The sequence below is a fragment of the Myroides gitamensis genome, assembly GCF_029894455.1.
Lineage (GTDB): Bacteria > Bacteroidota > Bacteroidia > Flavobacteriales > Flavobacteriaceae > Flavobacterium > Flavobacterium odoratum.
Genome location: NZ_JARYHN010000001.1, coordinates 1,572,509 through 1,591,969, shown reverse-complemented (window position 1 = coordinate 1,591,969; position 19,461 = coordinate 1,572,509). Strand labels below are relative to the sequence as shown.

Sequence of the window (19,461 nt, the reverse complement as noted above, 5' to 3'; positions counted from 1 at the left end):
AATTGGGGTTATTCTAGTACCGCTTGAGCGAGTTGATAGCTGATTGCTACAGCATCGATGTTGGCACTATTGCTCAGGACAACTAGCGTTAATTTTTTACTTGGAATGCGAATCAAATTACAATTGTAACTCATCCATCCTCCAGAATGTTCTAGGGCATCTAGGCCTTGTATTTTACTTAATCCAATACCAAAGGCATAGGGACTATAATCGACAATGTCTGTGCCCTCAGGGGTAACCGAAGGGAAAGCCGTAGCAAACTTTTTGACAAGTGCTGATCCACCTACTTTTCCCGAGGTCATATTTTCACCCCAACGGACTAAATCACCAACGGTACTATGTACTTGACCATCTCCGGTGTGGGTCCAAAATACTTCATCGGGTTGATCCGCTTCATTATACGATAAAACGTGATGGCGTTCAATCGGGTACTGATCGACGATGAAGGTATTATTCATCCCTAAAGGGGTAAAAATATACTGCTGACTAAAGTCTTTCATTGACATACCACTTACGCGTTCTATAATCTGCGCCAATAAGAAGTAGCCCGTATTGCTGTATTCTTGTTGGGTGCCTACTTCAAACTCTGTATGGGTTAATTCACACAAATGTTGTACTGTTTCAGCACTGCTTAGCGGATATTGTCCATCAAGTCCTTTGTTATAGGCAATTTGCATATAATCAGATAGTCCACTAGAATGGCTGATTAAATGCGCAAGGGTAATGGGTTTTACATAGTCCCCCAATTCTGGCATATAAATGTATAGGGACTGATCAAGGGCTAGCTTTCCTTGTTGTTCCAACAACAGGATACCAAAAGCAGTAAATTGCTTGGAGATGGATGCAATATTGAATACATCATCAACCTGTAATTGTCGAGCAGGATCTAGCGTAGCCAAACCAACAGCTCCCGTATACGTTGCGCCTTGGTCAAAATGTACTTGGTACGTAAAACCAGGTTTATCTGCTTTGCCGTTTTGTTGTGCAATTCTTTCCAACTTTGTTGTCATTTGTTCTTCTTTTTTTGTGGGCGTCTCGGATTTATCTGATTTATCCGAACAGCTAAGTAGTCCTAGACTTCCTACAGTGCATACACTGACCAAGGCGATATATAAAAGTTTCTTTTTCATGTTTTATGGATGTGAAAGGAGTATCGTTTCAATATATGAGGCAAATATCTCCTTGCATTTTCTTTCCATCAAAAAAAAAGGATGAACGGGCTGATTTTTATGACCAAACGCATTCAGCAACATCGGTTTAGGGGATGTAGATCACTATTTTACTCTTCTAATTTATCGAGTAATTCTCTTTTATACGTTGATCCTATCGGTAGGATAACTCCTCTTTCTAGTTCCACTTGACCTCCTGAAATCTTTTTAATTTGATTCAAGGCAACAATATGCGATTTGTGGATGCGCATAAAGTGATTGCGATCTAATTTCTTTTCTATTTCAGTGGTTGTAATTGGACTGAGGTACTGTTTTTCTTTGGTAAATACTTTGACGTAGTTTCCCCAACTTTGCAAGTGGGTGATATCGTTGTAGTGCAGTTTAAGTGTATCACCATCTACGCGAAGCAAAATATACGATGTTTCTTGTTCTTTCGGTATTGTGTCTATCGTTTCACTGATGGGTTTATAGCGGGAAAATACATTGTCTATTGCAGCCATAAAGCGCGCTAAATCAAAAGGTTTAACCAAATAATCCACCACGCGGTATTCATAGCTTTCTAATGCATATTCTTTATAAGCGGTGGTCAATATAACAAGGGGCGGATTTTGAAGGGCTTTGAGCATTTCTAATCCTGTGATACCCGGCATGTTGATATCCAAGAAGAGGAGGTCTACAGGATTTTCATACATGTATTCCATGGCTTCGATGGGATTGTAGAACGACTTTTGTAAGTCGAGTTGCTTTAGTTTTTGAATGTAATGCCGGAGGACTAAGTGTGCGCCTTCTTCGTCATCAATGATCATACATTTGAGTGTCTTGTTCATGGGTGTGGGTGTGTTAGTTTAAATGTATAATTAAGTTCGTGGTGTACGTGTTTTGATCTTGTGTTGTTTCTAGGGTAAAACGATTGTGGTATAGTAATTCAAGCCGTTGACGGATATTGATTAGTCCGATGCCTGTTGAATTGTTCTGAAGGAGTTGATCGCCTAATGAATTGGCTACTTTTAGATGAATGACTTGTTTTTCTATGGTTACCGCTAAGGATACAAACCAAGGGTGTTGAATGGTTAAGCTGTGTTTGAATGCATTCTCTACTAAGGTAATGAGCAATAGGGGTGCAATCACATAGTGTGGAGCTAAATCTTCAGGGTCCTCAATCGTGTAGGTAATGACACAACGTTGTCCTACGCGCTCTTTTTCGAGTGCGATATAGTTGCTGATAAAGGCCAATTCTTCTTCTAAGGTAACGGTATCTTTTTTAGAATTTTCCAATTGATACCGCATCAAGTTTGAAAGTTGGAGAATGAGATCTGGCGTACGCGTAGGATCCGTTAAGCTAACCCCGTAGAGGTTATTGAACATATTAAAAACAAAGTGGGGGTTCAGTTGGGCATGTAAGTATTTGATTTGAATTTCACTCAGCATCAATTGTGCTTCATTGCGTTTTTGCACTTCATGCGAATAGGTGCGAACTAACAGGATGGATAGAATGGCCGCTGTACTAATTACACAAAGAACGAGATGCGAGACATAATGGTCTAGGAGTGTATCTTCATCCGTTAAATAGTAGGTTGGGTCAATCCACCAATAATCTGCAGCCAGTAATATACCCGCTCCTAGTAGCGTGAAAATAACCGCTGCTATTCCATAAAGGAGGTATTTTTTGTTGAGAAATAAAGAAAAAAGAAAGTAGCGATGAAAAATCGCTTGCCCATAGACAAGGGAAAAGAATAGGAGGGTTTTAATGAAATCTGCTTGTGAGATGGACTTCATTAATTCGGGCAGCATGATAAGTACAAACAAGGCGCAGAAGTAAATCACTTCCTCTACGAAAGGTTTGGTATACCATTTTTGCGTTTTCTCCATTCGACACTACTTTTAAGGACAAACATAGTTGTATTGCACCTTAAGTTACAAAAAAATATGACGAACGCAGTTCGTCATGGGGAAAATATAAGTTTGTACGTGCAGTTTGTAAGGAGATGGGCTTTTTTGCTTTTTTGTGCGGTTTATTCTTCACAAAAAAGCAAAAAAACTATTGCCCAATTTCATCACACAATTCTTGTAAACTGCGTAATAATTGAGCTACATGTAAACCATCACAAGTAGCGTGATGCACTTGAATGGAAATCGGCATTAAAATTTCATCCCCTTGAACGGAGTATTTTCCCAAAGTAAAAATAGGTGCAAAGTAATCGCCAAAACCAGGGACATTCAGGTTAAAACCATCAAAATTTACCCAGGGAATCATCGATATATTGAATATATTTTCGATGCCTTGTTGAGGCGATAAGGCATAATTGTCCTTATACTGGTCGTGTGTTCGGTCATATTCTGCTAAGAATACCTTTAAATCGTCGGTATACATCGTGTATAATTCAGAGAATGTTTCGGTCTCTGGATGCATAATCGTATAGGCAGGATGGATAATATCCCATTGAATAAGTTCTCCCTCTTTCATGGCAAATTTAAAAGCAGCATGCTTATTTACTGCCTTTGCCAGTAAATAAATGATTGTGGGATAGAATTTATAGTCGTTCGCCTTGATAAAAGGAAGGACTTTGCTGATGTTTATTTTTGTGGTTAAGCTAAATCCACAACGCAATTGATCTTTAAAATGGTAGAAATGCTCTTTTCTGTTCCATGTTTCTATGTCGAATTTTTTGTAACTCATCTTGTCATGCAAATTTTAATAAAGAAAGCAAAAGTACAAGGATTATTCGATTTAGAGGGGGTATATCCCCAAAAGAAGGAAGTGGAACGGATGAATAAAGGGATGAATAGTAAGGCTTAATTTAGGATTCAGCTTAAGCTTTTCCTAGTTCAAGAGCTAATACCCCTGCGATAATCAGTGCAAGTCCGAAAAGCTGGATGATGGTTAGGGTTTCTTTAAAAACGACTAAGCCAATAAGGGCGAGTATGGTAATACCAAGTGCTGCCCAAATACCATAGGCAATTCCTATAGACATTCCCTGTTTGAGCGAAAGTGACAGTAAATAATAGGCCCCTACAACACCTAAAACCGCGATAATTGAGGGAATTAATTTTGTAAAACCATTGGATTGTCTAGTGGCTAATGCACCAATAACTTCAGCTAAAATAGCAGCGATAAGAAAAATGTATTTCATGTGTTTCGAATTTGAGGCAAAGGTATTTTGATGCTTTCAAATCTGGAATAAGACACAAATTAATCCTATGGACAATTTTATCCACTAGTACAAAAGCAACTGCTTTGCGGTTTTCTTCTTAATTTTGTTTTGATTTTTGCCCTTTAGATTATGTATAGAAATAAAATACCACAGCATTTGGATTATGGTGTAACCGTGACATTGAAGGTGATGGGAGGGAAGTGGAAACCCTGCATCATCGATTGTGTTGCTACTGGGATTCAACGACCTACTGATATTCAAAAAGCGATTAAACACACCAGTTTACGCGTAATTAATAAGCAGCTGTCAGAATTGGTCGAATATGAGGTTTTAACAAAAGAGGTATACGAAGGATATCCCTTAAAGGTAGCTTATCATTTAACTGCTTTTGGAGCAACTTTATTACCCATTATTGCTGCTATGGAACATTGGGGAGATCAATATGCAGAAAAAGTAACTCAATTGGCAGTGAATAGAAATGAAAGCATACAAATGGGTTAATTAGTGGTCTCATGCGACAGTTTGGGATAAGAAATTAGTAAACATGCTGGTTTAGCAGATAAATAAAATGAAAAAGCGCTAAGTAAGATTAGCGCTTTTTCTTGTATTACACCCATTCCTCAACCAAGTGATACCACAAGGTTTGTCCATTTTCATAGCGAAAAACCGCAGAAGCTTGTCTTGTGTTTTGACTGTCATCGGTATATTGAATTTCAGTATAAGAAACAAGAACATGATGCGAAGTTGCTTGTGCTTCTATGTTTTTTACCTCCACTTTTCGCTGTGGAAATTGCCCATACACTTTGTGTAGCCATTGCGTTAACATAGGGAAGTCAACCGTATTGCCATCTCCGTTGACTAATTGGAAGGCAGGATCAAACGTATTGGTTATTGCTTCATATAGGGCTTGTTGGTCTGTGGCTGTGCCATTGAACCACATTTCGATGTGGTGACAAAAATCTTGAACTTGTTTTTTACCAAGTTCGATAAGCGCGGTTGTATGCATTGTATTGATTTAAATGATTTTATTTTTTTTATTGGTTAAATAGAAACTGATACCAAAGAGTTGTACCGTTCCAATTGTAACTAAAGCTGTGGCAAAAGCGATTGGAAATCCAAGGGTTTCGCTCAAACTAAAAAAGACAGTACCTAGAATTGCTCCACCTAATACACTACCCACTTGAATAATGGTACTGATAATACCCGACGCTTGACCGGCTTGCTCTACGGTAATGGGGCGAATGCTCTCCTTCATCATGACGGGCATAATGAGCCCATGACCTAGACCTGCGCATAAAAATAAACCATGTGCAAGGAGATTAGGGGTAGGGAAGTTGTAAAAGAACAAGCCAAGTGAGACAAAAGAAAGACATAAGAGCGTTAAGGCAAATGGAATCCAAAAAGCAGCACTTCGTTCTATTTTAGCAAATAGGATTGGACCTAAAAAGAATCCAATGCCATAAGGGACAATTGCCAATCCAGTAGCTAAAACAGACCATTGTAAATGCGTTTGTAAATAGTAAGGATAACAAATGAATAGTCCAGCTGTAAAGTTGTAGAATAAGATAATCGGCAGATGCAATGCAAAGGCTTTATTGTGGAATAAACGCAAGGATATCACTACATTTTTATGTTGTTTTTCTCTGTTTCTTTCATACTGGATGAACGCTGTCAATAAGATAAAACTCAAGCCGATAAGTCCCCATATCCACCAGGCCCAATGAAACGTTCTCCCGTAGATAAGTGGTGTTATAAAACAAAGTAGGGTGCTGATAATCAGTAAAACACCACCATAGTCCAACCGTTGTTTTCGCAGGGGTTCTGCAGGCATATTGGTGTAGATTCCATATAAACAAAGAGCGGCAACAGGAACATTGACGAAGAAGATAATTTCCCAGGTCAAGCCTCCGAGTTGGAGTTCTAATAGAACGCCTCCCAATAATTGCCCCATAATGGCGGCTAATCCAAATACAGACCCAAAGAATCCCAAGGCTTTGGCACGTTCTTGTTCTTCAAAGAGTATTTTAATCGAAGCCAATACTTGTGGTGCTAGTAAAGAAGCTCCAATACCTTGTAAAAAGCGAGCAAAGATGAGTAATTGAATCGTTGGGGATAAGCCACAGGCAATGGACGAGAAGAGAAAAATCCACAAGCCCAGCGTAAAAATGTTTTTTCGGCCGTATATATCCCCTAATTTTCCACTGCAAACAACCAAAGCCGCATAGGTTAGTCCATAAATAGCAATCACCATTTGCAGTTGATTGTCTGTTGCTTGAAAAGAGGTTTTAATGGCTGGTAAAGCCATGTTGACGATGAAGTAATCCAAAGGGGATAAAAAAGCCCCCACGACGAGGTAACGCAAGATGGTCCATCTGTTTTTATATTCGTTCATTCGATTATTTTTTATTTCTTTGCAAAGAAAACACGCTCGATACAAAATAAATTGTATCTAAAAAGGTTTTTGTTGGTTTAAGCCATGCAGTTAAATCGAATTGATCCCATTCTTATTGAACAAGTCGTATGTATTGCTGATGTCTATACGATGCAGTTTAAAGCAGAATTAACCTTGGTGTATGTGTTAGAAGGAGAGGGGGTGACTCATTTTGAAGATCAAGCGATTCCCTTTCAGCAAGGCAAGCTCTTTTTGATTCCTTTTGATGCAAAATACAGCTTCGATAGTGCGAAGCACAGTCGCTTTTTGGTGATTGCGTGTCCACAAAGTTTTATTACGCAAATTCGCTTAGAAGCAGATCGCATCGAAACCTGCGATAACTTGACGAAGCTGAGCTATATTACACATAATTACCACGCTAAAGCCGGTTGTGTATTTCGCATTGTTGAAGATGGGGTATTGGCAGAACAGCTGTTGTATGCCATGGAGCGAGAAGCGCAAAACCCAATTCAAGATTACCTGATTATTCGCCAAGCAATGGGAATATTGCTCAATCTCGTGGCGCGTAATTTGATTCAAAGTGATTACAATTCTACAGCAGAAAAGCAGAAAGTACGCGATGTTATGAAGGTGATTACCTACATTCAACAACATATTGCCAATCGAGATAAATTGTCTATTGCGTCCTTGGCACAGGAATTCGGCATGGCTAAGAGTTATATTGGGGCGTATTTTAAAAAACAAGTGGGACTATCGCTGCAAGATTATATTTTGGATTACAAGTTGAAATTAGCAGAAATCCGCTTGAAATACAGTACGATGCGATTAAAAGAAATTGCCTTTGAATTAGATTTTAACGATGAGAGTCACTTCTCTAAATTGTTTAAAAAGTACAAGGGGATGACTCCTTCTCAGTATAGAGCTGCGCATAAACAGTAATGATTTGAAGCTGTGATTTGAGATAGATGTCAATGGGTATCAACCAGCAAACAGAAAAAATACAACCTTTCCTCTACCGTGGGAATTGATGTTGGTGGAGATAGCAAAGACTCGTTCTTACAAAAGTGAGAACGAGTCTTTGTTGTTTTTACTTGCTAGATGTAAATGCTTCCGTTGTTTGCTGACTTCCAAAGTGATGGACGATTTCATCTAAGAAATACTGTTGTTGTGTCGCATTAAAGGCTGCTGTAGCATCAGAGAGCACAACCGCATGATACCCTCTTTCATGTGCATCTCGAAAGGTACTTTCTACACAAACATGGGTAGCATAGCCTACTAAAAAAAGTTTTTCTATGTGGTTATTTCTCAAATACACATCGAGGTTTGAACCAGTAAAGGCACTCGCTCCTGTGCGACCTTTAACGATAAACTCGCCTTCAATGGGTTGAACCGTTTCATAGAAAGAAGTGCCAAAAGCACCTGCTTGAAACGTACCCGCTTTGGGAATGGCATGGCGTAAACCACTCGTAGCTAGACCCAGTTCCGGATATCCTGCAGTAAAGCTCAAACCCACATGGATAACCGTTAAGTTATGGTTACGCGCATAAGCCAACGCCTTTTCAATCTGTTGGATCGACTGTTGCATTAGGGCTTGATCTTCTACTAAAGCCTTGTATAGCTTGCCTTGTGGATGCATCCACTCATTTTGTGTTTCAATTAAAAGTAAAGCTGCTTTTTCCTTTGTTTGTGCTTGTATCGTCATCATAAAAATTAAATTAAGCGTGATTAAAACGAATTTTTTCATTATAAATTGAGATTTAAAGGGTTAGTAATATGGTCTTTGGAAATTTTTGAAACGGCCAACCAACGGGAGTCAAATTTGATGTACGAGAGGTAGTCCGTGATGATGAGCTGTTGGGCTCTAAAGTATTGCACTTTTACAAGGGCAATCGTATCCGTTACATCTAGTACCTCGATGAGGTACTCCAAGTTGCGCACGCCAGAAGCCATTTGTTGAGCATCCTCTTTGTAGGCTTTTACTAAGGCTACCCAGGTGGTTAGTGGCAGTTTAAATAGGCCGTTTGTCTCTGTAGGAATAAGAATGGCAAAGTCAGTGTGAAAGCCTTGGTACATCGTCTCATAGTTTAGCGCATTTAAAGCGCCTTGAGAAAAGGTGTCTTCTACAAGTTGAAGAATCTCTTTTTTTGCTTGTTCTGTCGAAGGAGTTTGAGCTGTCATAGTCAAAGATGAAAGAAAGGTGAAACAAATACAAAGGATTAAAATTGTTCTTTTCATACCTAAATTGTTTTTAAATGCCATTAATTGTAAATAATCTACAATTGCAAATGAAGGACTTATATTTTATATTTACAACATTAATTGTAAGTTATTTACAAATCATGGAGAATAAGGAAAATAAAGAGCTGTCATTTGACTTTGATTTTTTAGATAAATTGGTTGTGGGTATTGGGGAAGTTGCTCAAATTACGGGCATTCCGACACGTCAAATTCGCTATTGGGAAGAGAAGGGTATTATTAGCAGTTTAACGGAAGAGGAAGGAAAAAACAGACGCTACAACTACGAGAACATTAAAAAAATGTTATTGATCAAGGAATTAATGGAAGAAGGGTATACCTTGGATGCTTCTGCTGAGAAAGTGAAGAAGCGCATGGAAATGATTGAAGCGACCTTAAATAAATTGAGACAACCCTAAACGAGTGGAACGAGATGCGATATGTGCGCTATAGCTTGGTTATTGTGAGTCTGTTGCTGTTATTCTTCTTGTTGAAGTATAATGGCACAACGCGATTTGCGAAAGAGCCAAAGGTATTGAGGAGCACCATCGACTCCCTAGACTCAAAAGCATTACAAGCCCCTTTGTATGAAGAATATTTACGGGCAAAATTTGATCATTGTACGCCTTAGTATTATTTTTTACTTTAGAAGATGGCTAGTTATAAATATTGATTATCAGATTTTTAAGTGTACTGATTTGTCATAGAAAACCTTTTTTGTCATATGGCAATTGCCTTTGAAAGGAGGCCTTCTACTTTTGTTGTTTAATTCTTTAACGTTTGAACAACATGAGTATGGATATTTTAGTCGGACTCCAATGGGGAGATGAAGGAAAAGGTAAGTTTATCGATCACATTTGCAGCCAATACGACATTGTAGCTCGCTTTAACGGGGGAGCCAATGCGGGGCATAGCATTTACTACAACGGAGAAAAAGTAACGTTAAAACTGCTTCCATCGGGTGTTTTTTATCCGAATACGATGAATGTAATTGGAACAGGCGTGGTTGTCAACCCAATCCAATTGCAACAAGAAATAGAACAGTTGATGGCTTTGGATGCTACTTTGGCTTTACCTAAGCGGTTGTTGCTTTCGGCTAAAGCTCATTTGGTTTTACCGACTTATGCTTATTTTGATCAGTTTTATGAAGCCCATCCCGATTATCGAACGATAGGTACTACAAAGAATGGAATTGCACCTGCGTATGCAGCGAAAATACTCCGCCAAAACTTGCGTGTGGGTGATATTTATAGTGCACAATTTACCAGCGAATTACAGGCTATACTCGCCCGACAATACCGAGAATTGGAGCAGTTCCAGTGCGGTTTGCCGCCTTTGAAGGAAATGGAAGCGGCTTATATGGATGGGATTGCATTCTTGAAAACACTACTGATTACCGATACAGAACTATATGTCAATCAAGCGTTAAATGAAGGAAAAAAGGTATTAGCAGAAGGAGCGCAGGCGACGATGTTGGATATCGATCACGGTACGTATCCGTATGTAACTTCGTCGAGTACAGTTGCTGGAGGTGCTTGTACTGGATTGGGGGTTTCTCCAAAAAAAATAGGAGAGATATTTGGCGTAACGAAAGCGTATACAACCCGTGTTGGGGAAGGGATTTTTCCGACAGAATTAGCAGGAGCAGAAGCAGAGCAACTACGCAATAAAGGAGGGGAGTTTGGTTCCAATACGAAACGACCAAGACGTGTGGGCTGGTTGGATTTACCTGCATTAAAGTATGCCTGTATGGTGAATGGCGTTACCCAACTGATTGTCACAAAAGGAGATATTCTCAGTGATAGGGAAGAAGTTCCTGTTTGTACCCACTATGAAGTGGAAGGAAAACAACAGGCGTACTTCAGTGTTCATCAAGAAGAAGAAACAACGCAAGCCATTTATCAATCCTTTGAAGGTTGGACGGGTGATTTCACTCAAATTAAAACAAAAAATCAAGTGCCTTTAGCGTATAAAGCATATCTTAATTTTATTGCAGACACCGTTGGTGTACCTGTCACGTATCTTTCAACAGGACCTCAAAGAGAAGAAATTTTGAAGTTGAAAGGAAATTAAAAAGAGATTAAAAAGGAGATTCGTTAACTTTATCGTGACGGGAAATCAAAAAACATGGAAGAACTAGTAATCTATATTGAGAAATTTGCCACACTTACAGCAGCGGAACGCGAACGCATACAAGCCGTATTCACGTTTAAACGAATTGCTAAGGGGGAGTATTTTGTAGAAAGTGGTAAGAATAGCCATGCGATTGCCTTTGTAGAATCGGGGGTATTCCGTTCATTATACTACAATAAAAAAGGGGATGATTTTACGCGTTACTTCATTTATGAAGGGCGTTTTGTTGGCGATTTACACAATTTCTTTATTCAAGCTCCTGCGAATGACTATGTAGAAGCACTTACCGATGCTTGTGTTTGGAGCATTGATTATGCTGATTTTTGCCAGCTTGAAAAGGAAATCTCGGTATGGCCCTTATTGATGGCTAAACTACATACCTTTGCAACCGAAAGCAAATTAAAGACGGCCAATATGATGTTGAATCTAGAAGCGAAGGAACGTTACTTGCTTTTTTTAGCTCATTATCCAGGATTAGTCAACCGAGTGCCGTTGAGTATGTTAGCCTCCTATTTGGGGATTACGTCCTCTTCGTTGAGTCGAATTAGACGCAGTGTTTAACGCACTTTATTGCCAGCTAGATTTGCTGCCAGATTTGTGGGTAATCCCGTTTGTATCCTATAATTCTCCGGTGAAAGACCCGTATTTCGTTTAAAATAACGACAAAATAAACTGGTATCCGTAAAATGCAGCTCGTGGCTAATTTCTTTGATGGACAGGTTGGTGGTGTTTAATAAGGTCTTTGCCTGTATCATCACAAAGAAGGTAACCCATTCCAAGATGGATTTACCCGTTTCTGCTTTGAGTAACGTGGTTAAATATTGAGGCGTTAGATGCAGTTGTGCTGCATAAAATTTGGCACTTCGATGGCGTGTCGCTTGGTGCAATACCAGCTGATAAAATTCGTGTATAATTGCAGAAGATCGACTAATCGGTTTGTGATTGGTTTGATCCGTAGGTGCATAGGCCTCAAGAATAAATGAAATAAGCGAAAGCGTTAGGTAATGTAGGGTTTCCGTTGTTTTCAACGCATTATTTCTCACATATATATTTTGCAATAAGTGCAGCAACTCTTTAAAAACAGCGGTGTCTTCCTCGTTTAATTGAATTAAAGGATGATTGCGTAGGGTAGTGTTGTGAATCAACTGAAGCAGAACGGGAAAATTACTTAGAAAATCCAAGGAAAGCCCTACGGTAGTCATGGTTGCATCTGTACTTGCAGCTAAGGGTTCAATAATCACCTGTGGCAGAATAACGGCAATATCTCCTTTGTTGATGCGATAGGCTTCAGTCTGAATGCGAACGTCCATGTGACCCTGCGTCATAAAACTCAAAATAAGGCCATCAAATTGTTGGCGATAATCTACTCCCTCCTCCATAGGCTGATATACTTGATTCATGATGATAATCCCTCTTGCATGTTGCGGGTGATTAGCTTCATATAATTTGTATAGGTCATCAAGAGTAACAGCAAGAGACATAATCAGTATAAATTTAAGGATTAGGGCGTGCAATATATTACAAAATGAATGAAGTGTTCAAAAAATGGAAAATGAAAATGACGAAACTACCTGTAATTTTGTTGAACTGAATGTAGCTGAATAATTCGTTCAATATATTCGTTTTCATTCGGGATGAAATAAGAAACAAATCATTGTTAATAAAAACACTTTTCAAGTTTTACCTGGGGACTAATTTATAAGTCAAACTGAAGAAGGGGATCCATTAAGGGTTCCCTTTTTTGTTTGCGATCAAATTTTATCATTCTAGAAAACTAGTTTCCTCATTTAGAAGTTTATACGCAAGATCTCTTTTGTTGTTCCAACTGTCCCCCACATTTGATATAGTCTAGGAAGTAAACTAAATCACAGCAGGTTAGCTCATTTAGATTTCCTTTTTTCGATGTAGAGGAGATATGTGATAAAAGGTATATAAAACGCATTCGTTTTCAACACATTTTGTTCACCAATAGCACGTACCATTCTTTAGTCTACACCGCTAAAAATAGAGGTTTTTCTACTTAAACTAGTTGTTTTTTTATAGTATAAATCCTTTTGAATTCTTTTTGCATATATACATGGAAACTAAAAATATTTAAATAAACTGTGAAAAGTGTAATAAAATAATATATTAGTGGTAAAAATAAATATATATAAATAATATTCAAAAAACAATAACAATTAAAATTATATTAAATTAAACCAAAATTAACAAATGAAAACTAAACGTTTATTTTTATTAGGTGCACTTTGTCTTGGCAGTGTTTTTATAAGCCGGGCTGAAGAAAAAAGTGTTCCTTTTTTTATTTCAACACCTATTTTGAAAAAAGAAAAATTAGCATTAAATCGTTACCCTACACTCCTAGCAGAGGAAGAAGAGGAAGAATGCTATAGTGATATAGAAGGAAAGGGATTTGGATGGAAATATGCGGAAGGCCGTGCACCAAGCAATCCTATCGTAGAAAACTTTCAACAACCCGGTACAGACCGAGGTTTTGTATTGGATATTTACAAGTTAGATAACTCTTTTAATATGATTATTAATGGAGTTACCTTACATTTTGAAGAACTTGAGTTTCAAATTTCTGGAACAACAGGCCAAAATGTGCGTTTTAAATCAGATGGTTCAAAATGGGAAGCAAATGGTATTCCTGATATTTGGAAAATCAATGAAACAGCTACCATCGATCTCAATGTTCGCGAGAATAACCCGACACCCGCGATACGAGTAGTAATTGATAAAGATGGAAATGTGAGGTTGTTTGGAAAACGATCAGATACTGGAGAACTTGAAGAGTTGGAGATCTTTGATAAAACGACAGGTGCGGTAGTGCAACTAGCAACAGTGCCGTGGAATACCGATTCGGATAATGTGATTCAAGTCACCCAGTCCATTTCAGGTCCGACCCAAATACAAGGCTTTGGTTATGGATTATCTGTTCGAGAGTGTGAAAATATAGACTTATCGATTGAAAAGAAAGTAAAAAAACAAGAAGATGGAGAAGCTATTTTTTTATTGACGGTAAAAAATAATAGTGAAAAATTTGATGACGAACAGGTTGTCGTAGAAGATTTACTTCCAAGTGGTTATGAGTTTATTTCTTATACTGCCTCTCAAGGAACGTATGACAAGGTACTTGGCGTATGGACTGTCGGAGAACTAACAACGCAACAAACCGAAACCATAGAAATAAGAGTAAAAATAAAAACCAGTGGTGAATTCTTAAACAAAGCCTCTGTTTCAGGTTCTTATCCTGATAAGAATCCAGCTAATAACAAAGCCGAAGCTATTGTAGCCTTGGGAAAACTAGTATTTACCAAAAGATATATACCCAAGGATTATATTTTGGTGGGAGATCAAATTGAATATGAGATTCTAGTTAAAAATGTAGGTCAGACTACTGTAACGGATATTATCCTGGCAGATGAAAATGCGGATGTAGGTTCTTTGGTACCTTCAACGATAAGCGAACTAAAACAAGGAGAAGAAAAAATAGTAAAAGCATTGCATACTATTACAATTGAAGATTTTAGGGCGAAAGAGGTGATTAATCAAGCTACTTTAGAAGGCAAAACAAGTAGTGGTAATCTTACTCTATTATCCGATGACCCTACAACATCTACGCCTAATGATGCTACCGTAACCCCTCTAAAATATCAGGCAGATTTACATGCCACTAAAGATGATAATCTAGCCTATTATAAACCAGGACAAACAACAACCTATACGGTGGTAGTAGAGAATAAAGGACCAGGTTCTGCTATTGACGTTATAGTAGAAGACCCTATGCCAACAGTTGATAAAAAAGAATGGACGAGTTCAAGAAATACATCGGGTGTGGGAGATTTATATGATAGTATTCCTTTTTTACAAGTGGGGGATAAAGTAACCTATACTGTAACGCTAACAATTCCTGAATCACATCGCGGAAAATTCGTTAATATCGTGTATGTAAGCGCAGAGGAAAACGAAGATCCGAATCCAATATGTGATACTTGTACGGATATTAGCTACCAAGATGTTTTTATTCCTAGAGGAATTTCTCCAAATTTAGATGGGAAAAATGATGCTTTGGATCTCGCTGATTATGATATCGTTGATATCAAAATATACAATAGACTAGGTGTTGAAGTATACAGTGCAGCTCCTTATAGCAAAGAATGGTATGGACAACATTCTTCTAGTTCTACCTTACTCCCTTCGGCAACATATTATTATATTATTCACAATATACTTGGAGATCAATATACAGGATGGATTCATTTGTTGTACTAAAAATAGTATACAAAGTATCTAATCAATAGCCATTTAGGTGACTAGTGGTATGTATAACACTTAATTATAGTAGGATGTAAAACGCGATAAATAAAACCCATCTTTTTGGATGGGTTTTTTTATTGTCCAAATAGGGTTTAGATCGCCTGGAGTGCCCTTTTGATCTACTTAAGGAAGTTTTATGTGCTAAAATGAACGTTTGAGAAAATAAAAATGAGCCTTAGAGTAAGATAAACCCTCTTCCTTTTCGTATATTTAGCATACTAAAAAAAGGATGAATTATGCCGAAGAATACCTTAAAAACATTAAACTATGAAGGAATCTTTCTTTCCTGTTATACAGATTTTAGCGAGAAATGCTTTCATGCAGCGCCAGAACATGTTTTGGTTTATGTGTATTCAGGAGAACAGATTATTGAAGATAAAAACAAGCGAACGCGAGTAAAAGCGGGTCAATGTGTATTCATTCGACGCAATCATCAGTTGGTGATGCATAAAAATAGTGCTGGAAATGAACATTATAAAGGGATTTCGTTAACCTTTAATCGCCATGTTTTACGCGAGTTTTACAGTAAATTAGACAAAACGCAATTGCCTAAAAAGGTATCGGTTTCAGATAAAAATGTCTTTGCTATTGAACAACGCCCCGATATTACTAGTTTATTTGAGTCGCTCACGCCTTATTTTGATCAAAATATACAACCCAGTAAGGAAGTTATTCACCTTAAATTATTGGAGGGAATATACGCGCTACTCAATAATGCGACGGTATTTTATCCGCTGCTTTTTGATTTTACAGAACCGTGGAAAATAGATATTCTCGATTTCTTACATGAACATTATAAGGATGATCTGACAATTGAACAAATGGCGACTTATACTGGACGTAGTTTGGCGACCTTTAAAAGGGATTTTAAAAAGATTAGTACGCTCACCCCACAGAAATGGATCATTAAAAAGCGTTTAGAAACAGCTTATATCAAGCTCAAAGAAGAACAAGCTAAAGTGCAGGATGTCTATTGGGAAGTTGGGTTTAAAAACCCGTCCCATTTTTCTACTGCTTTTAAAAAACAATATGGAATTCCACCTTCTGTAAATTGGTGTGAATTGAGCCGTAGAGCAATGAACTTTGAGCTGTAGAGCAATGGAAATATAGAATTTAACGGGTACTTTTACCTCAGCATAAAACCAATAAAATCGAAATAAAAAAAAGTGAAAATGGAAATAAAAAATGTAAAAGCATACGGAACGGAAGCTCCAGATGCGGCTTTAAAACAGATGGAGATTAATCGTAGAGCTGTGACAGAAAAAGACGTGGCGATCGATATTTTATACTGTGGTGTATGCCATTCTGATTTGCATACCGCTCGCAATGAGTGGGGCGGAACCCAATACCCGAATGTACCTGGGCATGAAATCGTTGGACGTGTAACCCAAGTAGGAACTGGGGTAACTAAGTTTAAAGTAGGGGATTTAGTGGGTGTAGGTTGTATGGTTGATAGCTGCCGTACGTGTGAGAGCTGTAAAGAGGGATTGGAACAATATTGTGAAAATGGAAACATTGGAACCTATAACAGTCCTGATGTTCACTTAAACCAACAAACTTTTGGAGGCTATTCTGAAGCTGTAGTGGTGGATGAGGACTTTGTATTACGCGTGCCTGAAAATTTAGATTTAGCCGCAGCAGCTCCTTTACTTTGTGCTGGAATTACTACTTTTTCACCGTTGCGTCATGCTAATGTAGGACCTGGGCAACGTGTAGGGATTGTTGGTATTGGTGGTTTAGGTCATATGGCGGTAAAAATTGCCAAAGCGATGGGCGCTGAAGTTGTTGTTATTACAACGTCTCTTTCTAAAGTAGAAGACGCAAAACGCCTTGGTGCAGATGATGTTATTTTATCTACGGATAAAGAGCAAATGAAAGCCAATGCTCATACGTTGCACTTTATCTTGGATTGTGTTTCGGCTCAGCACGATATCAATGCGTATATTAACTTATTAAAACGCGATGGAAGATTGACGTTGGTAGGTGCACCAGAGCATCCACTTCCAGTATCTGCATTCAGCTTGATTCTCAATCGCATTAGTTTCTCGGGATCTTTGATTGGGGGAATTGCACAAACGCAAGAGATGTTAGATTTTTGTGGTAAACACAACATCACTTCAGATATCGAAATGATTCAGATGCAAGACATCAACCAAGCGTACGAACGCTTGCTAAAAGGAGATGTGAAATATCGATTTGTAATTGATATGGCTTCTTTAAAAAATAAGTAAAACTGAAAGACCTCCACATAAGGAGGTCTTTTTTTGTTTATATTGTTGGTATTCAGTGTATAATAAGTGTTTGTGTTCTTGTTGAAAACAAAATAAACATTTTATCTATACTATGTTGGTATTTTTTACTTTCTTTGTATCGTAAATTCTCGATATATAGAAATGACAGAACTCTTTAAAGCTTTATCGAATGAACATCGCGTTCAAATACTGAAGTGGCTTAAATCGCCTCATGACTTTTTTGAATTGGAAGACATCGAACCTGAAGTTCATGAATTTGGGGTGTGTATGAGTGTCATTCAAAAAAAGGTAGGACTGTCTCAATCTACAACATCAGCCTACTTGACTTCCCTTGTTGCTATTGGATTGCTGGTATCTGTCCGCAATGGTCAATGGACGTATTACAAACGCAATGAAGAGAAGATAGCCGAATTGGCGCATTATATTCAACATACGTTGTAAAGCATTGACTCGATAATGTCGACTAACTGCGCTATTGTTATATTCTACTATATCTATAATTCCCGATATCTAAATATCTATTAATATGAATACTTCTTTTACTACACATTCGGTTTTTAATCGCGTGTTTCGCCCAGAGAAACTGACCTTGGGTATTTTCTTACCGCTACGGGTTTATGAATCCTATACGGAGCCCTTACATCAGCACTTAAGGTATATCCAACAAATTGACCGCAGTGGGTTTGACGCGCTATGGGTGAGGGATATTCCTGTCTATGATCCGAATTTCAGGGATGTAGGGCAGGTGTATGATCCTTTGACGTATTTGGCGTATCTCGCAGGACAAACGGAGCAGGTGGCTTTAGGAACAGCGAGTATTGTTTTGCCTTTACAGCATCCTATTGCCTTGGCCAAAGCAACCGCTTCTATTGATCAATTGGCCAATGGTCGATTGCTTTTAGGGGTAGGGTCTGGCGATCGTTATGCTGAGTTTCCAGCTTTTGGGAAGTCTTTTGAGCGTAGAGGGGAATTGTTTCGCGAGGTTTTCCAAGATCTACAGACCTTACATCGCATCGATACGCCTAAAATGAATTCGAGCTTAACGCAAATGCAGGATTTAAACGTGGTGCCTAAACCCATACACCAAGGGGTTCCGATGTTAGTCACAGGGGCGAGTCAACAATCTTTAGATTGGATTGCTACTCATGCTGATGGTTGGATCACATACCCCGGACCTACAACAACAAAGGAGGATACGTTGGGATTAAAACAAAAAATAGCGGCATTTAGAAATCTAATCCCTCAGGGGGAATTCAAACCACATATGACCAACGAATGGATTGAATTGGATGAAGATCCGCATTTTCCACGAACGCCATTAAGGGGAGGATTTGTCCTGAAAACAGGGCGCTATGGTTTACTGGAATTACTTCATCAGTGGGAGGAAATTGGGGTGAATCACGCTGCTCTAGGAATACAGTTTGGCAAACGAGATATCGGTGAAACACTGGCAGAATTGGCTCAAGAGGTATTGCCTTATTTTAAGGAGGACAAGGGATGATTTGGTGGTGATGCACTTTTGTAAAACAGAAATACGCTGCATAAAAAGTTGTATTTCTGTTTTTTTTCTGTTTTTGTTTTTTTACTTCTCTATTTAGGGATTTTTATGTGAAATATATGGTTTTATTAATTCTTATAAATTTATAATTTTCTTATTTAGTAAATCTAAAGGTTATAGTCTACTGCTATATCCTGCGGTATTGTGGTGCACCATGTACAAACTATTTTTAGTACAAAGCAAGAAAATGAGCACTTTGTTATATTTAATGCATTGTATTTTATGTTTGTTTTTGTTTATAAATAAGAAA

At 38.2% G+C, this 19,461-nt stretch carries 20 protein-coding genes; 10 read left to right on the top strand and 10 right to left on the bottom strand.

What is annotated here, in order from left to right:
- Nucleotides 1-8: 8 nt before the first annotated feature.
- The 5 genes from M2306_RS06930 to M2306_RS06910 all read right to left on the bottom strand — a co-directional run bounded on the left by M2306_RS06930 (nucleotide 9) and on the right by M2306_RS06910 (nucleotide 4,300).
- Nucleotides 9-1,130: a serine hydrolase domain-containing protein gene (locus M2306_RS06930; RefSeq protein WP_259188468.1), complete on the bottom strand. Its 1,122-nt coding sequence runs from the start codon at nucleotides 1,128-1,130 to the stop codon at nucleotides 9-11.
- Nucleotides 1,131-1,279: 149 nt separating this feature from the next.
- Nucleotides 1,280-1,996 carry a LytR/AlgR family response regulator transcription factor gene (locus M2306_RS06925; protein ID WP_259188469.1) on the bottom strand — a complete coding sequence of 239 codons (717 nt, stop codon included), beginning with the start codon at nucleotides 1,994-1,996 and terminating at the stop codon, nucleotides 1,280-1,282.
- A gap of 13 nt (nucleotides 1,997-2,009) precedes the next feature.
- Nucleotides 2,010-3,038 carry a sensor histidine kinase gene (locus M2306_RS06920; protein ID WP_115090145.1) on the bottom strand — a complete coding sequence of 343 codons (1,029 nt, stop codon included), beginning with the start codon at nucleotides 3,036-3,038 and terminating at the stop codon, nucleotides 2,010-2,012.
- A gap of 169 nt (nucleotides 3,039-3,207) precedes the next feature.
- A complete protein-coding gene (locus M2306_RS06915; protein ID WP_259188471.1) occupies nucleotides 3,208-3,846 on the bottom strand; it encodes a CatA-like O-acetyltransferase in 639 nt (212 codons plus the stop codon).
- A 133-nt stretch (nucleotides 3,847-3,979) separates the two neighbouring features.
- The gene (locus M2306_RS06910) at nucleotides 3,980-4,300 is read right to left on the bottom strand and encodes a DMT family transporter (protein WP_002991944.1); all 321 of its coding nucleotides are present in this window, start codon (nucleotides 4,298-4,300) and stop codon (nucleotides 3,980-3,982) included.
- 150 nt (nucleotides 4,301-4,450) lie between these two features.
- On the opposite strand from M2306_RS06910, the gene M2306_RS06905 reads away from it, so the two are divergent.
- Nucleotides 4,451-4,822, top strand: coding sequence for a winged helix-turn-helix transcriptional regulator (locus tag M2306_RS06905; RefSeq protein ID WP_259188472.1), 372 nt, complete (start codon nucleotides 4,451-4,453; stop codon nucleotides 4,820-4,822).
- Between the two features lie 106 nt (nucleotides 4,823-4,928).
- Here M2306_RS06905 and M2306_RS06900 read toward each other — a convergent pair whose 3' ends face one another.
- Together M2306_RS06900 and M2306_RS06895 are read right to left on the bottom strand one after the other, a co-directional pair.
- Nucleotides 4,929-5,327, bottom strand: a complete 399-nt coding sequence (locus M2306_RS06900; RefSeq protein ID WP_259188473.1) for a hypothetical protein — start codon at nucleotides 5,325-5,327, stop codon at nucleotides 4,929-4,931.
- A gap of 9 nt (nucleotides 5,328-5,336) precedes the next feature.
- The gene (locus M2306_RS06895; RefSeq protein ID WP_259188475.1) at nucleotides 5,337-6,713 is read right to left on the bottom strand and encodes an MFS transporter; all 1,377 of its coding nucleotides are present in this window, start codon (nucleotides 6,711-6,713) and stop codon (nucleotides 5,337-5,339) included.
- Nucleotides 6,714-6,797: 84 nt separating this feature from the next.
- Between M2306_RS06895 and M2306_RS06890 the strand changes: the two genes are divergently transcribed.
- A complete protein-coding gene (locus tag M2306_RS06890) occupies nucleotides 6,798-7,652 on the top strand; it encodes an AraC family transcriptional regulator (RefSeq protein ID WP_259188476.1) in 855 nt (284 codons plus the stop codon).
- Between the two features lie 148 nt (nucleotides 7,653-7,800).
- Here the strand turns inward: M2306_RS06890 and M2306_RS06885 are convergent, their stop codons facing one another.
- Both M2306_RS06885 and M2306_RS06880 read right to left on the bottom strand, forming a co-directional pair.
- The gene (locus tag M2306_RS06885; protein ID WP_259188478.1) at nucleotides 7,801-8,457 is read right to left on the bottom strand and encodes a cysteine hydrolase family protein; all 657 of its coding nucleotides are present in this window, start codon (nucleotides 8,455-8,457) and stop codon (nucleotides 7,801-7,803) included.
- Nucleotides 8,457-8,948 (bottom strand): nuclear transport factor 2 family protein, encoded by a 492-nt coding sequence (locus M2306_RS06880; protein WP_259188479.1) that lies wholly within the window; start codon nucleotides 8,946-8,948, stop codon nucleotides 8,457-8,459. Before M2306_RS06880 ends, M2306_RS06885 begins: the two co-directional genes overlap by 1 nt.
- A 104-nt stretch (nucleotides 8,949-9,052) precedes the next feature.
- On the opposite strand from M2306_RS06880, the gene M2306_RS06875 reads away from it, so the two are divergent.
- The 3 genes from M2306_RS06875 (at nucleotide 9,053) to M2306_RS06865 (ending at nucleotide 11,642) form a co-directional block, all read left to right on the top strand.
- Nucleotides 9,053-9,367, top strand: a complete 315-nt coding sequence (locus M2306_RS06875; RefSeq protein ID WP_172462241.1) for a MerR family transcriptional regulator — start codon at nucleotides 9,053-9,055, stop codon at nucleotides 9,365-9,367.
- A 376-nt stretch (nucleotides 9,368-9,743) separates the two neighbouring features.
- Nucleotides 9,744-11,021 carry an adenylosuccinate synthase gene (locus M2306_RS06870; protein ID WP_259188481.1) on the top strand — a complete coding sequence of 426 codons (1,278 nt, stop codon included), beginning with the start codon at nucleotides 9,744-9,746 and terminating at the stop codon, nucleotides 11,019-11,021.
- A gap of 54 nt (nucleotides 11,022-11,075) precedes the next feature.
- Nucleotides 11,076-11,642, top strand: coding sequence for a Crp/Fnr family transcriptional regulator (locus M2306_RS06865; protein WP_259188483.1), 567 nt, complete (start codon nucleotides 11,076-11,078; stop codon nucleotides 11,640-11,642).
- Here the strand turns inward: M2306_RS06865 and M2306_RS06860 are convergent.
- Nucleotides 11,639-12,562, bottom strand: coding sequence for a helix-turn-helix domain-containing protein (locus tag M2306_RS06860; RefSeq protein WP_259188484.1), 924 nt, complete (start codon nucleotides 12,560-12,562; stop codon nucleotides 11,639-11,641). The two genes, M2306_RS06865 and M2306_RS06860, sit on opposite strands and share 4 nt — an antisense overlap.
- Nucleotides 12,563-13,295: 733 nt before the next feature.
- Here M2306_RS06860 and M2306_RS06855 point away from each other — a divergent pair.
- From M2306_RS06855 to M2306_RS06835, 5 genes are all read left to right on the top strand, one after another.
- Complete coding sequence (locus tag M2306_RS06855) at nucleotides 13,296-15,356, top strand: CLIPPER-2 domain-containing protein (protein WP_259188485.1); 2,061 nt, start codon at nucleotides 13,296-13,298, stop codon at nucleotides 15,354-15,356.
- 281 nt (nucleotides 15,357-15,637) lie between these two features.
- A complete protein-coding gene (locus M2306_RS06850) occupies nucleotides 15,638-16,495 on the top strand; it encodes a helix-turn-helix domain-containing protein (protein WP_498882797.1) in 858 nt (285 codons plus the stop codon).
- Nucleotides 16,496-16,573: 78 nt separating this feature from the next.
- Nucleotides 16,574-17,632: an NAD(P)-dependent alcohol dehydrogenase gene (locus tag M2306_RS06845; protein WP_259188486.1), complete on the top strand. Its 1,059-nt coding sequence runs from the start codon at nucleotides 16,574-16,576 to the stop codon at nucleotides 17,630-17,632.
- 162 nt (nucleotides 17,633-17,794) lie between these two features.
- Nucleotides 17,795-18,094, top strand: coding sequence for an ArsR/SmtB family transcription factor (locus M2306_RS06840; RefSeq protein WP_115090157.1), 300 nt, complete (start codon nucleotides 17,795-17,797; stop codon nucleotides 18,092-18,094).
- Between the two features lie 85 nt (nucleotides 18,095-18,179).
- Nucleotides 18,180-19,154, top strand: a complete 975-nt coding sequence (locus M2306_RS06835) for an LLM class oxidoreductase (RefSeq protein WP_259188488.1) — start codon at nucleotides 18,180-18,182, stop codon at nucleotides 19,152-19,154.
- Nucleotides 19,155-19,461: the final 307 nt, after the last annotated feature.

Bases quoted from the DNA above. Each gene is read 5' to 3' on its own strand.
- M2306_RS06930 (WP_259188468.1), bottom strand. From the start codon at position 1,130: ATGAAAAAGAAACTTTTATATATCGCCTTGGTCAGTGTATGCACTGTA.
- M2306_RS06925 (WP_259188469.1), bottom strand. From the start codon at position 1,996: ATGAACAAGACACTCAAATGTATGATCATTGATGACGAAGAAGGCGCA.
- M2306_RS06920 (WP_115090145.1), bottom strand. From the start codon at position 3,038: ATGGAGAAAACGCAAAAATGGTATACCAAACCTTTCGTAGAGGAAGTG.
- M2306_RS06915 (WP_259188471.1), bottom strand. From the start codon at position 3,846: ATGAGTTACAAAAAATTCGACATAGAAACATGGAACAGAAAAGAGCAT.
- M2306_RS06910 (WP_002991944.1), bottom strand. From the start codon at position 4,300: ATGAAATACATTTTTCTTATCGCTGCTATTTTAGCTGAAGTTATTGGT.
- M2306_RS06905 (WP_259188472.1), top strand. From the start codon at position 4,451: ATGTATAGAAATAAAATACCACAGCATTTGGATTATGGTGTAACCGTG.
- M2306_RS06900 (WP_259188473.1), bottom strand. From the start codon at position 5,327: ATGCATACAACCGCGCTTATCGAACTTGGTAAAAAACAAGTTCAAGAT.
- M2306_RS06895 (WP_259188475.1), bottom strand. From the start codon at position 6,713: ATGAACGAATATAAAAACAGATGGACCATCTTGCGTTACCTCGTCGTG.
- M2306_RS06890 (WP_259188476.1), top strand. From the start codon at position 6,798: ATGCAGTTAAATCGAATTGATCCCATTCTTATTGAACAAGTCGTATGT.
- M2306_RS06885 (WP_259188478.1), bottom strand. From the start codon at position 8,457: ATGAAAAAATTCGTTTTAATCACGCTTAATTTAATTTTTATGATGACG.
- M2306_RS06880 (WP_259188479.1), bottom strand. From the start codon at position 8,948: ATGAAAAGAACAATTTTAATCCTTTGTATTTGTTTCACCTTTCTTTCA.
- M2306_RS06875 (WP_172462241.1), top strand. From the start codon at position 9,053: ATGGAGAATAAGGAAAATAAAGAGCTGTCATTTGACTTTGATTTTTTA.
- M2306_RS06870 (WP_259188481.1), top strand. From the start codon at position 9,744: ATGGATATTTTAGTCGGACTCCAATGGGGAGATGAAGGAAAAGGTAAG.
- M2306_RS06865 (WP_259188483.1), top strand. From the start codon at position 11,076: ATGGAAGAACTAGTAATCTATATTGAGAAATTTGCCACACTTACAGCA.
- M2306_RS06860 (WP_259188484.1), bottom strand. From the start codon at position 12,562: ATGTCTCTTGCTGTTACTCTTGATGACCTATACAAATTATATGAAGCT.
- M2306_RS06855 (WP_259188485.1), top strand. From the start codon at position 13,296: ATGAAAACTAAACGTTTATTTTTATTAGGTGCACTTTGTCTTGGCAGT.
- M2306_RS06850 (WP_498882797.1), top strand. From the start codon at position 15,638: ATGCCGAAGAATACCTTAAAAACATTAAACTATGAAGGAATCTTTCTT.
- M2306_RS06845 (WP_259188486.1), top strand. From the start codon at position 16,574: ATGGAAATAAAAAATGTAAAAGCATACGGAACGGAAGCTCCAGATGCG.
- M2306_RS06840 (WP_115090157.1), top strand. From the start codon at position 17,795: ATGACAGAACTCTTTAAAGCTTTATCGAATGAACATCGCGTTCAAATA.
- M2306_RS06835 (WP_259188488.1), top strand. From the start codon at position 18,180: ATGAATACTTCTTTTACTACACATTCGGTTTTTAATCGCGTGTTTCGC.